Source organism: Streptomyces sp. G7(2002) (assembly GCF_028870195.1).
In the GTDB taxonomy this organism is placed as follows: domain Bacteria; phylum Actinomycetota; class Actinomycetes; order Streptomycetales; family Streptomycetaceae; genus Streptomyces; species Streptomyces nigrescens.
Window position 1 is genome coordinate 5,418,923 of record NZ_CP102609.1, and the last position, 15,905, is coordinate 5,434,827.

Below are 15,905 nucleotides of genomic sequence, written 5' to 3' on the forward strand. Positions count from 1 at the left end.
CGACCGGCCTCCGGCACATGATCTGGCCGGGGCCGGTCACCCCGCGCGTACGAGCCCGGAAGGAAGAGGGGTGTTCGCCATGGGCCGCCGGCTGAGGCTGGTACGGCAGGTCCGGTTCGCGCCGACCGCCGACGGCGCGGCGGTGCTCGGTCCGTCCGGCACGCTCGCCCTGCGGGGTGCCTTCGTCCACGCCTGGCTGGAGCAGCTGCGCCCGCTGCTGGACGGCGTACAGGACGTGGACCCCGCCCTCGACCGGCTCCCCGCCGGACACCGCGCGGTGGGACTGCGCCTGCTCGACACTCTGCGGCGGCAGGGCTTCGTGAGGGAACCCGGGGACGAGCTGCCGCACGGCCTCGACGACGACGAGCTGCGACGCCACGCCCACGAGATCGCCTACATCGGTCACTGGCTCGACTCTCCCGAGCACCGCTTCGAGCGCTACCGCACCGCACAGGTCCTGCTCCTCGGCGACGGCCCGCTGCGCGCGGCGACCGAACACGCCCTGCTCTCCTGCGGACTGCGGCAGGTATGTGCCCTGGGGGCGCGGCCGCCGTACGAGGAGCTGCACGCGGCGGCCCGGCGGGCCGACGCCGTGGTGTACGCGGGCGACGGCACGACCCCCGGATCGGCCTCCGCCGTGGCCGCGGCCGAACAGGCCTGCCACGACAGGCCGTTGTTCCGTGCCCTGAGACGGCACGGGGACTGCTGGCTGCTGCCGCACTCCGGCTCTCCGCGATGGGCCGAGGTGCGGCACAGGGTGGCTGCCGGTCCGGCGCCGGACGGTGCGGAGCTCGGTGTGCGGCAGCCCGGTGCGCGGCAGCCCGGTGTGGCCGCTGCCGCGCTCGTCGGCGGGCGGCTGGCCCTGTCCGTCTTCCGGCTGCTGACCGGGGTGCCGGACGAGAGCGCAGCGGACGAGAGCGCCCTGGACGAAGGTCCGGTGCGCGAGTGCCTCCGGATCGACCTCGGCACACTCGCGGCGCACCGGCATCGCGTGCTGCCGAGGCCGGACGGGCCGCCCGTGCGGGGCGCGGCCGGCACGGAACCCGAGGGCGCTGCCGCGGAGTTCGGCCGCCGTATGGCATCCCTGCGCGAAGGACCCCCGGTCCCGGCCGACGAGCTGACCGGGCGTCTCGCCGCCTGCGCCGATGACCTCACCGGTCCGTGGGGGGAGCCCACGACGGTCCACGGAGACCAGATACCCCTCACGGTGGCGCGGTGTGCCGTGGCCGGCGACGTCGTCGTCGGCGCATCCCTCGATCCGCGGGCGGCGCGCGCCGTGGCGCTGCGCCGCGCGGCCGCGGCACACGCTGTCCGTGTGGCCCGTGAGGCATGGGGCGCCCCGGAAACGCCGGAAGCCGTCCATGTCTTCGCCGCGCGCCTGACGGACGGCCGTACGGAGCGACTGCCCGCGCCATCGGCGCCGGACCGGCCCTCCGGGACACACCGGAGCGGGCTGCTCGTCGCCGAGGGCACCGTCTGCGCGGAGAGCTGGGACGCCGCGGTGGAGGAGGCCCTCTACGACGCCGTGCGCGAGTTCGTCCGCCGGCGTATGGCCGTCGCTTCGGTTCCGTACCCCAGGCTCGCGCCCGACGCTCTGGCGGCCGATTCCGAAGCGGTCCGCCACTGGCGGCTGTTGTGTGCCCTCGGTCCCGCACCGGAGGTCCGGGACGTGTCCCGCGGTGCCGGGGCACCTCTGATCGCCCTGGCGGCCGAGGGCGAACCCGGCGCCCTGGGCTGTGCCGCCACGGCGGCCGGGGCCTTCACCGCCGCTGCCCGTGATCTGCTCCTCGCCCGGCAGCAGGGCCGTCCGCGGCCGGCCGACGCGCCGGCCGGTGCCTTCGCGGCACCGGCCCCCGTCACCGACGCCGTACCCGGGCCCTTGCCCGGCGCGACGGCCGGAGAGCGGGTCACCCGTCTTGCCGGGCACCTGGACCGGCAGGGCTGCCTCGGGTACGTGATGCCGCTCGTCCACGACACGGCCTTCCACACGCTTGCTCCCTACGTGGCCCGGGTAGCCCTTCATGAACCACGCTGACGTCGTCGTAGCCATCGCCGGGGACGGCCTGCTGCACCGCGCCGTCGCCGAAACCCTGGCCGCCGAAGGGGAGTTCACCCTTCGCGCCTCTTCGGGAGGGGCCCTGGATCAGGCAGGATGCGCCGCTCTGCTCACGGTGAGCGACGCATGGGAGGCCGATGCCGCGCACGACCGGTATCGACGCGATGCCGCCGCGGCGGGCATCCCCTGGCTCCCCGTCTGGACCGAGGTCGGCCGTGCCGTGGTCGGCCCCGTGGTCGTCCCCGGGACCCCCGGATGCGACCGCTGCCTGCGGATGCGCCGGGCGCACGCACGGGAGGACTGGCCGGTGGTGAGCGCCGTGCGCGACCGCTACGCCGCCGAGTTGGCCTCGGAGCCGGCCACCCTGCTCACCGGCGCGGCCGCCATGGTGACGGCACACCTCGTGGCGGCCCGTCTGGCGGCGCTGCCCGGCGCCGACGGGGCTTTGCCCGTCGAGGCGTCGCCGACCGGCGCAGGATCACCCGGCCACCCCTTACCCGGCCACCCCTTACCCGGTCACCGGCCGACGTCCGAGATGACCGTCGTCGACCTGCGCCACCTCGATGTGAGCCGCCACCGCTTTCTGCCCGACCCGTGCTGCCCCCACTGCGGCGGGCTGCCGGACGACGGCCCCGACGCCGCGCCGGGCACGCTCAGCCCGCGTCCCACGGCCGGCCGGGACGCGGGGTACCGGCTCCGGCGCCCCGATCCGCAGCGGCTGCGCGAGGTCCTCGCCGACCCCGAGACCGGGCTGCTGCGCGGGGCGGGCGCACTGTCCGCCGCCGTTCCGCTGGCCCGGGCGCCCCTCGCCCTGCCCGGCGGCGGTGAGCCGGAGGCCGGGCTGGGCACGGGCAGGGACTGGCGTGCGGCAACGGCCGCTGCGCTGCTGGAGGGCGTCGAGCGGTATGTGAGTGTCCGGCCGCGGGCCCGGCGCACCACGGTCCGTGCCGCCTACGCCGAGGTGCGGGACCGCGCCGTCGATCCGCGGACCCTGGGCCTCCACCCCGACAGCCACTACGACCTGCCCGGCTTCCCGTTCCGCCGCTTCGGCGAGGAGCAGGTGACCGACTGGGTGTGGGCATGGTCGTACCGGCGCGCTCAGCCCGTTCTGCTGCCGCGCTCCTACGTGTACTTCCTCTCGGCCACCGAGCAGGACCCCGCCTTCGTCTTCGAGGTCTCCAACGGCTGCGCGCTGGGCGGCTGTCCCGAGGAGGCCCAGCTGCACGGGCTGCTCGAAGTGGCCGAGCGGGATGCCTTCTTCACCGCCTGGTACCGGCGCACACCGCTCGACGCGATCGATCCCGGCAGTGCGCAGAACCGGTTCGTGCCGCTTCTCGCCGAGCACCTCGCCCAGAGCAGCGGCCACCGCATCCATCTGCTCGATGCCACCCTGGACTGCCACATCCCCTGCGTCGTGGCGCTCGCCGTCGACGAGGACGAGCGGCCGGACACGCCCCGGGCAGCCGTCGCGGCCGGTGCGCACCTCGACCCCGAGGAGGCCGCCGTACGCGCCTTGATGGAGCTGGCGCCCCATCTGAGCCTGCTGCTGTCCCGCTATCCGGCCGAGCAGGAGCGGGCACGCCGGCTGGCCCGCGACCCGTCGCTCATCGCCCACCCGGCCGACCACGCCCTGGCGGCCGCCGCCCCTGACGCCTTCCCGCGCCTGGCGTTCCTCCTCGACGGCAAGCCGCCCCGCCCCTTCACCGACGTCCACAGCGGCCGCCGACTGCCGCGGCCCCACCGGGATCTCACGGACGCCCTGCGCGACCTCGTACAGCGCTATCTGGACTGGGGCCTCGATGTGCTCGCGGTCGACCAGACCACCGCCGAACTCGCCGCCTGGGACCTGTCGGCGGTGAAGGTGGTCGTCCCCGGTACCGCCACGGTGACCTACGGACCGCTCATGCGGCGTACCGAAGGGCTGCCGCGGCTCACCGGTGCCCTCTCCTCCGACCCCCACCCGTTCCCATGACCGGCCGGTTACGCGGCATCCTCCGCCTGCCTGTGGCACCGCCCCTGGGCACGGTCACCGACGCCCTGCGGGCCGCCCGGGGCTGCCTCTCCGCGACGCGGTCACCGCACCCGGTGGCCCTCTGGCAGCTGGCCGCCGTGCTGGGCCATGCCTGCGGGCCGGGCCCGTTCGAGGCACGGCCGGGCGGCCGGACCGGTCTCCGGTACGCCGACGCGGACGGAGTCCGGCTGACAGCGGGCACCAACGCCCCCATCCCGCCCGGGGGTTACCACTACGACCTGGTCGCGCATGCCCTCGTGCCCGACGGCCGCCCCGGCTCGCCGCACGACGCGGACCTCGCCCTGCGGCTCCCCGGCGGCGACCGGAGCGCCGTGGCGCGGGTGCAGCTCGTGGCCGCGGCGAGCGGCCTGTGCGCCCGGACCGGCCCCGGCGGCCCGGACACCCTGTTCCTGCACGCCCCTTCGGCGGCCCGCGCCCCGGTGCCGGCCCCGCCCGGAACCGGCCTCGCGGACGCCCTGGCCGCCCTGCCGGCCGAACCTCCCGCCTATCTGCCGGCGCCGGCCCCGCTCACCGCCGAGGAGTTGCACGCCCTGCTGGGTGCCGCGGCACCCGTCCCCCCGTACTGGGTGAGTGTGCGCTGTGTGGACGGCGTGGCTCCGGGGGTCTATCGGGCCGACGGCGCCGACGGGGCGTTCACCGCCGTCTGGCACGGGCACACCGCGCCGCTCGCCCATGTCCTCACCCGTGGCGGGCACGCCGCCGCTGCCGCCCTGGCCGACGCGGCGGCCACCGTGCACCTCGCCGGTTCCGGCCAGGGCCCCGTGACCGAAGCCCTCCGGCTGCAGACCGCGGTGTCCGGCCGGGGACTCACCGCCTGGTGCGACGACCGGCCCGCGCCCGCGGCAGCGCCCCTGCTCGGGATGGGACCCGGCGGAGACGAGGTGGTGTGCCACGTCACCCTCGGCCGGGCCCGTCCCGAGCCCCGCATCCGTATCCCTCTCGCCCTCCCCGGACTGCCATGAACACTCCGTCCGATCCGTTGGTGCGCGTCGCCGGCGTCCCCCGCTCCGCGCTCGCCGTACTGCGCACCCCGAAGAGCTTCGCCGCGGCCGAGCACCTCCTGGACGCACAGGAGCAGATCGCCGAAGAGGGCCGCTCCCTCGCGGACGCCCTGCACCCCGTGATCGGTGCGCTGCCCGATCCACGGCTCAAGCCCCGTGTCGTCGGTCTGCGACGCGCGGTACACCGGGGACGTGCCCCGCGTCCGGCCGAATGGGACTCCGCCGTGCGGTCCGCCCTTCCCGGACCGCTGGCCGACCGCATCCGGCGCTGGCTCGACAGACGTGACCTGTACGAGGCGCAACGCGAGGAGCTGGCCGCCGCCCTCGCCGCGGAGACACCCGAGGTGCACAGCGCGCTGCGCGACACCGTGGCCTCGGCCCGCTTCCGGCAAGGACTGCTGCACGCCAGCCGCGAACTCGACGACGTACTGGAGCGCTGGCTCGCCGCACCCGGCAGCGGACCGCCGGCCGGCAAGGCTCTCGTGAGCCTCGCCCGGTACCTGGCCCGCGCCGCCGTGAAGACCAGCCCGCAGGGCGCGTTCACCGCCACCGGACGCGGGCGCTGGACCGATCAGGGGCCCTGGCTCCGGATGGGCGACCTGGAACAGCGCACCACCCACACGGAACTCAACCTGGCCCGGTTGCGCCGCATCGCCCACGCCGTGCTGCAGGCCGAGCCCGGTCTGAGGGACGGTCTGCGCCTGCGGCCCAACCCCGCACTCGACACCGCGTCCGATGCCCTCCGGGTCCTCACACCAGGGCCCCCGTCCCAAGTCACCTGCCTTCCCGCGCCGGCTCGGCTTCCCCAGCTCCGCGACGCCATCGGGCAGGTGGACGGGATGACCGCCGGGAGCGCGGGCCCCGCGGTCCGGCGCTTCGTGGCCGCCGGGATCCTCCTGGAGGACGTTCCCCTGGACGACCTGGACTCCTGCCCACTGGGGGCGTTCACCGAGTGGCTGACCCGCCACACCCGGGCGGTGCCCGCCGGCACGCTCGACGCCCTGACGGGGCTGCGCACCGCGCTGCTGCGGCACCCACAGGCGGCGGACCACACCGAACGGCGCGACCTCGACGGGGCCGTCCGCGCCCGTCTGCACACCGTGGAGAGGAGCCTCGGGCTGCCGCCGCCGCGCGAGGCCTTCGAACGCCGCCCGTTCCACGAGGACGCCGTGCTGACGGGGCCGGCAGCCGAACTCGCCCGCGGACCCTGGGCCCTGCTCCTGTCCGACCTGGCGGCGACCGGCCGGGCCCTGGCCGTCCTCGACCGCGACCTGCCCGCCCGGTACATGGCCGCCGCATGGTTCGCCGAGCGCTACGGGCGGGGTGCGCGGGTGCCGCTGCTGACCTTCCTGCACGGGCTGCAGGACGAGCGGTCGGCCACCGCCGAGCATGTCCGCTCCCTGTTGCGGCCGGGTTCCGGCGCCGAGGACGGTCTCCTGCGCGAGCGCCCGTCACCCGTCCTGCACGCTCTCGCGGACCGCCGCGCCGAGGTCCTTGAGACGCTGCTCCGCGGTGAACTCCCCGCGGACCTCACCTCACCACGACCGCCGCTCAGCCTGGCCTACTACGTTCAGCCCCTGCACGGCCCCGGCGGCCGGCCCCGCGCCGTGCTCAACTCCGTTACCGTCGGCCACGGTCACTGGCGGGGCCGCCTGGACCGTATTCAGGCCCTGGCGCACGGCCGCGCGGTCCCGCCGGGCCCCGGACACGGAAGGGCGGACGGCCCGCTGCCCGTCGACATCGGCGGGCTGTACGCCTCGAACACCAACCTGCGCCGGCCCACCCTGCCCCATGCCTTCGACCACCCCTTCGTCCGCAGCACCCGCCCGGCCCCCGAGCGCGTGCCGCTCGGCGCCGTGACCGTCCACCTCGACCGTGCGACCGGGCTGCCCGCCCTGCACGCGCCACGGCTCGGCGCCGACCTGGTGCCCGTCCACCTCGGGCTGATGAGCCCGCTGCTGCTGCCGCCCCCGCTGGCCGTCGTCCTGCGGCTGTTCGGCGACCCGCACACGCTCTTCCGCACGGGACACCCCCTCCTGCCCGGTCCGTTCACGGACGACGTCCCGGACCGGGGGTTTCGGCGACTGTCCCGCATCGAGGTGGGCCGTGTGGTGCTGCGCCGCACGACCTGGCTCGGGCGCGCCGCCGCCCTTCCCCGCCGTGCACCGGGCGAGCGCGACCACGAGCACCTGCTGAGGCTGCTGGCCTGGCGTCGTGACCTCGGACTGCCCGACCGCTGCTTCGTCCGCACCCGACGCCCTGGCGGTCCCACCTCCGACGCGTTCGCGGACAAGGGATACAAGCCCGCCTACGTGGACTTCGCCAGCCCCCTCCTGGTCACCGCCTTCGCACGCTCCCTCGGCGGACCGGACACCGTGGTCCACATCGAGGAGGCCCTGCCCGATCCGGGCGTGCCCGGCACCGATCCCTACACCAGCGAATTCGTCGTCGAACTCCCCGGAGACCCTCATGAGCCACGCGCCTGACGCACCGGTGGACCCCGGGCACTGGATCGCCGTGCACCTGTTCCACCAGGGTGACCTCGACGCCCTGGTCCTGGACGCCGTCGTTCCCGCGGTGACGGACCTGGCCCGGTCCGGCCGTGCCCGTGGCCACTTCTTCCTGCGCTACTGGGAAGGCGGACCGCATCTGCGGGTGCGCGTGCGGGCCGCCGGCCCGCCGGGTGACGCCTCCCGCCGCACCGAACGGGAACTCGTGGAGCGGTGGAACGACTGGCTGGAGCGCCATCCGTCGCCGCGCGCCGTCGACGAAGACGCCTATCTGCGGTTCGCCACGGAGTCCGCCGCCCGAGAGGGACTCCCCGCGTACGAGCCCTGGCGCGGTCTGCACGACTGCGCGGAGCCGCGCACCTACCGGCCGGAACACGCACGCTACGGCTCCGGAGCCTCTCTCGACGCCGTCGAGCGGCACTTCATGGCGGCCAGCCGCTGCGCCGGGACGCTGCTCGCCGGCCGCCCCGGCCTCGCCGAGCGGCTGTCGGCCGGGTTCGCGGTCCTGCTGCTGGCCTGGACCGTCGTGGAACCCGACGCGGACCGGCGGCTCGCCTGTCTGCGTGCCGGGGCCGAGGCCTGGCGCCGCATGCTCGGACCCGACTACGACACCGAGGGCTTCGACCGCGCCTACGAACGGAGCCGCACCGCGCTGGTGCGACGCGCCGGCCATCTGCTGGATGCCGGACCGACGCTGCGGCCGGACGGTGCCGAGGGACCGCTCGGCAGCTGGCACCGGAGCGTCTCCCGGCTGCACGGGGAGCTCGAAGTCCTGGAGCGGGACGGGGAGTTCGCCCCCGCGCTCGACGCCCTGCGCGACGACCCGTCCCTGCTCTCCCTGCCCGGCCCGCGCACCGCCCTGACCGTCAACCGCTGCGCACACCTCATGTGCAACCGGCTCGGACTGTACGGACCGCAGGAGGCCCTGCTGCGTCATTTCGCCGCCCGCGCGTGCGGTGACCTGAGCGGTGCCGGAGCCGGGGCCCGCCGACGATGACCGTGCACCTGCTGTCCCTCCACCCCGGCACCACCCTCCACGACGAGCGGGGCCTGCTCATCGTGCGGCACCGCTGGGGCGCCACCACGACCGGTCCGTACGCCCCTCAGCTGGCCGCGGCGCTGCGCACCCTGGCGGACGGTCCGGCGAGCCTCGACGGGCTGGCGGAGCGGATCCGTACCGCCGCACGCGCGGAGACGCCCGCCGAGCCTCAGCTCGCCCTGCTGCGGCACGCCGTGGACCGGCTCGGCCACACGCTGCTGCGGCACATCACCGCGGACGCGCAGGTCCTGGCCACCGCCGTACCGCTCGCCCCCGAAGCCACCTTCGGCCGGGAGCCCGCACCGGACGCGCCGGTCGTCCTCGCCCGCGCCGCCCATCTCCGGCCGGTCGGCGACAGCCTCGCTCTGGAGTCACCGCGGTCGCGCTTCCGGGTGCGCATCGAGGACGGCCGGGCGGCGGCGGCCCTCGCGGCCCTGGCCCGACCGCTCACCGCCGCCGAACTGCGGTGTGCGGTGCGTGGTCTGCCCGCGGACTCCGTCGACGCGTTGCGGTCCCTCCTGCACGCCACCGGCTTTCTGCACCCCGCCGACGACAGGAGCCGTGCGGCTGCCGCCGAGCTCCCCGCCGGCTGGTCGTTCCATGAACTGCTCGCCCATGACGGCAGCCGCGCCGGCCTCCGCGACCGGCAGTACGGCCCTGTTTACCCGCTGCGCGACACCGAGCCGCCTCCGCCTCCGGTCGCCCCCGCCCGGCCGGGACGCACCGTCCGCCTGCACCGTCCGGACCTCGGCCGGGTCGCCCGCGAGGACCGCAGTTTCACCGACGTCCTGGAGAACCGTGCCTCACGCCGCGCCTACGGAGAACATCCCCTGTCCTTGGCCGAGTTGGGCGCGTACCTGTACCGGGCCGCCCGGGTGCGCACCCTGCTGGACGCCCGCCCCGAGGAGGGCCGGCACTACGCGGTGACCGGCCGCCCCTACCCCAGCGCGGGGTCGGCCCACGAACTGGAGCTGTACCTCGCGGTACACCGCTGCGACGGGCTCGACCGCGGCCTGTACCACTACGACCCCCTGGGGCACGCCCTCACCGCGCTGCCCGGCGGTCCCGGCACCGTCGACCGCCTGCTGCACGAGTCGGCCGCCGCCACCGGCGGCGCACCCCCGCCGGACGTGCATCTCACCGTGGTGTCCCGCATCAAGCGCCTGTCGTGGAAGTACGCGGCGCACGCGTACGCCCTCACGCTGAAGAACTCGGGCGTGCTGCTGCAGACCCTCTACCTCGTCGGCACCGCGATGGGCCTGTCCGTGTGTGCCCTGGGCGGCGGGGACAGCGACACCCCTGTGCACGCCTTCGGCCTCGACCCCTACGACGAGATCCCTGTCGGCGCCTTCCTGATCGGCAGTGCTCCGACGGCCCCTTGAGTACGCACCGCCCGTGCCCCGGACCCTCCTCGAAAGGTGCAGCCTCATGCCCTGGATCACCATGGTGTCCAAGCGCATCTTGATCGGACTCCCCGTACGCCGCGACAAGCTGGGCGAGACCCTGCTGCGCAAGCGCATCGCCCTTCCAGTCTTCGCCAGCGACCCCCTCTCCTCCGTGGCCTACGCCACCGAGGAGATGCTGCTCAAACTGTCCGTTGCCGGAACGGCCTTCCTCTCCCTCACGCCCTGGCTCGCCGCGCTCGTCGTGCTGCTTCTGTGCACCGTCGTCGCCTCGTACCGGCAGGTCGTCCACGCCTATCCCAGTGGCGGGGGCGACTACGAGGTCGCCACCCGCAACCTGGGGGACCGGGCCGGCACCACGGTCGCCAGCGCCCTCCTCGTCGACTATGTGCTCACCGTGGCCGTGTCCACCTCCGCGGGCGTCGCCAACATCGTCTCGGCGGTTCCTCAACTACACGCGTACCGGGTGGAGTTGACCCTCGGCTGCGTCCTGCTGCTGATGCTGCTCAACCTGCGGGGCGTACGCGAATCGGGACGGGCCTTCGCCGTCCCCACCTACGCGTTCGTCATCGGCATCCTGGGACTGATCGTCACCGGTCTGGTCCAGCTCGTCACGGGGCACCTGCCCCGCGCCGAGAGCGCCGACTACGTCCTGCACCCGGAACCCGGCCACGCCGCCCTCGGCACCGCCGGAATCCTCTTCCTCGCGCTGCGCGGCTTCTCCTCCGGATGCACCGCGCTGACCGGAGTGGAGGCCATCGCCAACGGGGTGCCGGCCTTCCGCCGGCCCAAGTCCCGCAACGCCGCCACCACACTGCTGATGATGCTGGCGCTGTCCGTGACGATGTTCGTCGGTATCACCGCGCTCGCCTGCCTCTCCGAGGTGCGGGTGGCCGAGAACACCTGCGATCTCGAAGGGTTCGAGGGGGACTGCCGCAGCGATCCGCAGCGCACCGTCGTCGCCCAGCTGGCCATGGCGGTCTTCGGCGGCTCGTCGAGCCCGTTCTTCTACTACATCCTGGCCGTCACGGCGCTCATCCTGATCCTGGCCGCGAACACGGCGTTCAACGGCTTCCCCGTCCTCTCCTCGATCCTGGGGCGGGACCGGTTCCTGCCCAAGCAGCTGCGTCACCGCGGGGACAGGCTCGTCTTCAGCAACGGGGTGCTGCTGCTCACCCTCTGCGCCTGCCTGCTGATCGTCGCCTTCGACGCCGACCCCAACCGGCTCGTGCAGCTCTACATCATCGGCGTCTTCATCTCCTTCACCCTCGGCCAGAGCGGCATGGTCCGGCACTGGAACCGCGCGCTGCGCGAAACGTCGCCGACGGACCGTGAGCGCAGGCGGATGCGGCGCTCCCGTGCCATCAACCTGCTCGGCGCGGTGCTGACCGGGACGGTCCTGGTGATCGCCACCGTCAGCCGGTTCATGTCGGGGGCGTGGGTCGTCTTCGTCGCCATGGCGCTGATCTTCCTCGCGATGCGCGGCATACACCGTCACTACCGCCGCGTGGACGAGGCGCTGTCACGTGAGGCGGAGACCGACCACAATGCCCGCATCGACAGCCACGCCGTCGTCCTCGTCTCCCAGGTCCACCGCCCCGCCCTGCGCGCCCTGCGCTACGCCCAGGCCATCCGCGCCGGCCGTGTCACCGCGCTGTCCGTGGACGTGGACCCCGACGAGACCCGCCGGCTCTGCGCGGACTGGGCCGCCCTGGACATCGACGTCCCCCTCGTCGTCCTCGACTCCCCCTACCGCTACATCACCCAGCCCGTGGTCGATCACGTCCGCCAGCTGGTGCGGGAGCACCCGGGGACGCTGGTCAACGTCTTCATCCCCGAGTACCTCGTCGCGCACTGGTGGGAGCATCTGCTGCACAACCAGACGGCGTTCCGCCTGAAGATCTCCCTGCTGTTCGTCCGTGGGGTCGCGGTGACGAACGTGCCGTGGCAGCTGCGGTAGGGGCGGCATTCAGCGGCTCTTCGCGCTCGCCGCCGGGCCCGGCGACGTGAACAGTGAGGTGGTGTGGACGAGGGCGGCGAAGCCGGCGCTCACGGCGGCCAGGAGGAGCCAGAACTGGTGGCTCACCGCTCCATGGTCGGAGGAGAGCAGCGCCGCCAGGGCATTGGCGGCGGCTCCGCCGACGGCTATGGAGGTGCCGATGAAGCCGAAGGCCGTACCGCGGTGCTGTGCCGGGACCGACGCGGCGACCTCACTGTCGATGCACGGGTCGATCAGCACCTCTCCGACGGAGAAGAGCAGAATGCACACCACCAGGCCGGGCATCGTCCCCAGAGAAGCGGCCGCGAAGCCGGTCGCCATCAGTAGGAGCGCGCCGGAGATGACCAGCGCGCCACTGCGGACACGGCTGACGGACCGGTTCAGCGGCACCTGGAGCAGCACCACGGCGACCGCGTTGACGGCGAACAGGACACCGACGAACGACGAGCTCTGCACGCTTCCGGTGAACACCGGGAGCGCGTACTCCAGTTGGATGTAGCAGAACCCGAAGGCGAACGCGCAGAGCATGATCCATGCGAGCTTCCGGGAGCCCTTGGGCCGGTGTCCGGGGGCGGCCGGGGAGTCCTCGGTGGCTGAGGTCTCCGTCTTTCTGCCGACGGCCGGCAGCGCGCGCAGCCGCAGCAGGACGACGGCCAGGACCATGAAGACGGCGCTGGTGACGACGAAGCTGATCCGGGCGTCGGCGAGGAGCAGCAGGAGGCTGCCGGCGAGGGGGCCGAGGGCGTTGCCCGCGTTGTTGGCGGTGCTGCGCAGGGCGAACACGGTCCTGAGCTGTTCGCTGGTGCCCAGCAGCTGTACCAGTGCCGACTTCGAGGCCGGTACATAGACCGCGCCACCGAATCCGAGGAGCGCGCAGGCGGCGACCACCGGCACGGGACCGGAGGCGGCCAGGAGGAGCAGATACGACAGGGCTCTGACCAGCAGCCCTCCGCACATGGCGCCCACCGCGCCGAGACGGTCGGCGATCCAGCCCCCCAGCAGGGTCAGACCCTGCTGGGACCAGAACTTCACCGTGATCGCCACGGCCACCACGGCCGGGCTGAGGTGCTCTTCCCGGGTCAGGAAGACCGCCAGGTAGGGAAGGACGAGGTTGCTGCCGAACGCGACCGCGAAGTTCCCGCTCAGCAGCAGCAGACAGCCCGGCGTACGTCCGGCGGTGCGCAGCGTGGTGATCACGAGGCGCTGCCTGCCCCGGTGCCGTCCGTGCCGGGCCGGATCACCGTGGAGCGCTCGAACCACGCCAGGGCCTCGGCGAGCGCCGTCTCGACCTCGCCGCGCGTACGGCCGGTGGCGAGTACGGAACCGATCTTCTCCACGCTCAGCCGGGCGGGTTCGAGCACGGTCCCCGGCGCGGCGTGTCGGGTGTACGTGTCGATGCCGGGCACCGGGCAGGTGTCGGGGATCGCCACCAGGGTGCCGGCACGGGGCGGGAACAGGGAGAGGCCGGCGATCCGCTCGGGCACGGCCGGGACGGCGGCAGGGGCGTTGCCGCCGAGGGAGCGGACGTAGACCTCGGGCAGGGTGATGCCGAAGCCCAGCTGCAGGACGTGCTCGATCATCCCGCCGCCCATACGGCTGGCGACCTCGTTGAACACGAGGCGGCGGTCCGCGTCGAGGAAGACCTCGGCGTGGAACATGAAGGTGTCCGGGACCGGCAGCGCGGCCAGGGCGCGGCCGGTGAGTTCCCGTACGGGATCGAGGAGCGGGTCGTCGGCGTCCAGCAGGCAGCTGTGCAGCGCCTGTCCCTGCTTGATGTCCAGACAGGTGCTGTCGCCCTGGGTCGAGGGCCACATCAGGCGGGTCTCCCCGGCCGTGACGATGCCGTCGACGTGCACCAGCTCGTGCTCGATGTACTTCTCGGCGAGCAGCTGGGCCCCGTCGTCGGTGCCGAGGTCCCGGTGGGCGGCGAGCAGGGATTCGACGTCCTGCGGGTCGTGCAGGACGTGAACATCCATGGAGCCGCCGCCGCGCCGGGGCTTCACGACGACCGGGAATCCCTGTTGCTCGATGAATCCGAGCAGGTCCTGGAGGTTCGCGACGGGCGCGAAGGGGGCCAGCGGAATGCCGGCCTTGGCCAGGATGCGCTTCATCACGAGCTTGTCGCGGAAGGCGGTCGCGCTCGCGACGTCCTGGCCGGGCACGCCGAACAGCTCACGCAGGCGCGCGGCCCGGAGGATGTCGAACTCCGACAGCGCGATGACGCGGTCGAAGCCCCCTTTCCGGTGAAGCGTCAGGGCCCGGCTCTCCACCAGAGGGTTGAAGTGGAAGTCGTCGATCACCTCCACATGCGCGTAGCCGCCGAGTTGGGCCGAGCGCACGTCCGGTTCGGCGGAGACGGCCGCCGCGTCGGTCAGCAGAACGGCCTCGTGACCGGCGCCGAGCCAGTCCGGAAACGGACGCCCGGTGAGAGGGGTCCGGTTGAGGACCAGATACCTCATCGGACCTCCACGGCGATGGCGTCACGGAACTCGTGGAACGCCTCCTCGACGGCTTCGGCGGTGGCGGCAGAGAAGACGACATGTCCGTGGGCCGCCGAGGCATGGGGTGGGACGAGGACCTGGTCGCCGGGCTGCCCGTAGAGCATGATCTCGCTGACCCGGTCGTCGGTCTCGACCTGGTCGAGACCTGCCACGCCGACGAGTTCGCCGGCCCGCTCGGCGAAGAAGAGGTAGAAGCCGGTGGGCCTCGGCGGGCCCGCCACGTCCAGGCGTGGCGCGCGGCCGGTCGCGAGGTCGAGCTGGGCCTCGACCATGTCGATTCCCGTGCTCAGGAGGACGGACTGGTAGACCGGCCCGCCGCCCAGGCGTGCCGCCGTCTCCAGGATGTAGGGCTCGCCGTCCGCGGTGATGCGGAACTCCGTGTGGGTGGCGCCGGTGGTGATGCCGAGCGCCTCATGAGCGGCGCCGACCGCAGCGGTGATGCGCCGGACCACTCCGTCCGGGAGCCGGGTCGGGGTCGTGTAGTAGACCTCTTCGAAGAAGGGGCCTTCCATGGGCAGCGGCTTGTCGTGGACGGCCACGATGCGGGTCTCACCGTCGACGACGAGGGACTCGACGCTGATCTCGGACCCCGGGACGTATGCCTCGAGGAGCAGGGCCTCGTCGTACTGCGCGCGCGTGCGGGTGTGTAACGGGTCGTGGGCGAAGCCGGTCCAGGCGCCCCGCTGCAGCGGCGCGAAGTGCTCGGCCAGCTCGGCGTCGTTGTCCACCCGGCGTACGTACTTGCTGCCCCCGCCGATCAACGGCTTCAGGACCAGCGGGTATCCGAGCTCCGCGGCACCCTTGACGGCCGCGTCCAGGTCCGTGGCGAGCTGGAATCCCGGCTGTGCGAGGCCCGCCTCTCCGAATGCGGAGCGCATGGCGTACTTGTCACGCGCGAGGTACGCGGCCTTTTCGCCAATGGACGGAAGGCCGAGTTCCGCGGCCACCGCGGCGGCCGCGGGGACGCTCTGCTCGACGAACGTCACAATGCCGCGTACGGGTTCTTCCTCTGCGGCGATCAGCGTGCGAACCGCCGCCACCGTCTCTTCGATGCTGGTCGTATCCGCGGGTACGACGCAATCGACATAAGAACTCTCCCAGGTGGCGTCCTTCATGATCATCAAAAGGCGCTCACCGTGTTCCCTGGCGTAGTCCCTCACCCTGGCCAGGTGCTTGCGGCGGCTCAGATTCCTCGTGTGCAGCAGCAGGATGCTCACAGTGTCATTTCTCTCAATTGTTTGTGGGACACGCCACACTGAAGGCTGCGAGAGCCGGCCCCCCGGTCGCTTCAGCGGCTACTCGTACTCAACTCAGACATGGGTCGCCATCATCATCAACTGAGCCCCCGTTGTGGTCAGTTGCGG

The 15,905-nt window shown here is 73.4% G+C and carries 10 protein-coding genes; 7 read left to right on the top strand and 3 right to left on the bottom strand.

Annotation, left to right across the window (positions count from 1 at the left end):
* The first annotated feature begins 79 nt into the window (after positions 1-79).
* The 7 genes from NUT86_RS23000 to NUT86_RS23030 are packed head-to-tail and all read left to right on the top strand — an operon-like array spanning position 80 to position 12,001.
* Entirely contained in the window at positions 80-2,035 is a 1,956-nt protein-coding gene (locus NUT86_RS23000; protein WP_274740585.1) for a group-specific protein, read from the top strand.
* Positions 2,022-4,028 carry a TOMM precursor leader peptide-binding protein gene (locus tag NUT86_RS23005; protein ID WP_274737403.1) on the top strand — a complete coding sequence of 669 codons (2,007 nt, stop codon included), beginning with the start codon at positions 2,022-2,024 and terminating at the stop codon, positions 4,026-4,028. Before NUT86_RS23000 ends, NUT86_RS23005 begins: the two co-directional genes overlap by 14 nt.
* 32 nt (positions 4,029-4,060) lie before the next feature.
* Positions 4,061-5,050, top strand: a complete 990-nt coding sequence (locus tag NUT86_RS23010) for a hypothetical protein (protein WP_274737405.1) — start codon at positions 4,061-4,063, stop codon at positions 5,048-5,050.
* On the top strand, positions 5,047-7,575 hold the full coding sequence (locus NUT86_RS23015; RefSeq protein WP_274737406.1) for a lantibiotic dehydratase: 2,529 nt from the start codon (positions 5,047-5,049) through the stop codon (positions 7,573-7,575). The genes NUT86_RS23010 and NUT86_RS23015 overlap by 4 nt, the downstream gene beginning before the upstream one ends.
* Positions 7,559-8,596 (top strand): lantibiotic dehydratase C-terminal domain-containing protein, encoded by a 1,038-nt coding sequence (locus tag NUT86_RS23020; protein ID WP_159487034.1) that lies wholly within the window; start codon positions 7,559-7,561, stop codon positions 8,594-8,596. Before NUT86_RS23015 ends, NUT86_RS23020 begins: the two co-directional genes overlap by 17 nt.
* Positions 8,593-10,020: a SagB/ThcOx family dehydrogenase gene (locus tag NUT86_RS23025; RefSeq protein WP_274737407.1), complete on the top strand. Its 1,428-nt coding sequence runs from the start codon at positions 8,593-8,595 to the stop codon at positions 10,018-10,020. The genes NUT86_RS23020 and NUT86_RS23025 overlap by 4 nt, the downstream gene beginning before the upstream one ends.
* 46 nt (positions 10,021-10,066) lie before the next feature.
* Positions 10,067-12,001 carry an APC family permease gene (locus NUT86_RS23030; protein ID WP_093642070.1) on the top strand — a complete coding sequence of 645 codons (1,935 nt, stop codon included), beginning with the start codon at positions 10,067-10,069 and terminating at the stop codon, positions 11,999-12,001.
* 9 nt (positions 12,002-12,010) lie between these two features.
* On the opposite strand, the gene NUT86_RS23035 is transcribed toward NUT86_RS23030, so the two are convergent.
* From NUT86_RS23035 to NUT86_RS23045, 3 genes are read right to left on the bottom strand one after another with little or no spacing between them, the layout of a single operon-like run.
* Complete coding sequence (locus tag NUT86_RS23035) at positions 12,011-13,237, bottom strand: MFS transporter (RefSeq protein WP_159487028.1); 1,227 nt, start codon at positions 13,235-13,237, stop codon at positions 12,011-12,013.
* Positions 13,234-14,499, bottom strand: a complete 1,266-nt coding sequence (locus tag NUT86_RS23040) for an ATP-grasp domain-containing protein (protein WP_274737409.1) — start codon at positions 14,497-14,499, stop codon at positions 13,234-13,236. The genes NUT86_RS23035 and NUT86_RS23040 overlap by 4 nt, the downstream gene beginning before the upstream one ends.
* Positions 14,496-15,758 carry an ATP-grasp domain-containing protein gene (locus tag NUT86_RS23045; RefSeq protein ID WP_274737411.1) on the bottom strand — a complete coding sequence of 421 codons (1,263 nt, stop codon included), beginning with the start codon at positions 15,756-15,758 and terminating at the stop codon, positions 14,496-14,498. The genes NUT86_RS23040 and NUT86_RS23045 overlap by 4 nt, the downstream gene beginning before the upstream one ends.
* Positions 15,759-15,905 lie beyond the last annotated feature (147 nt).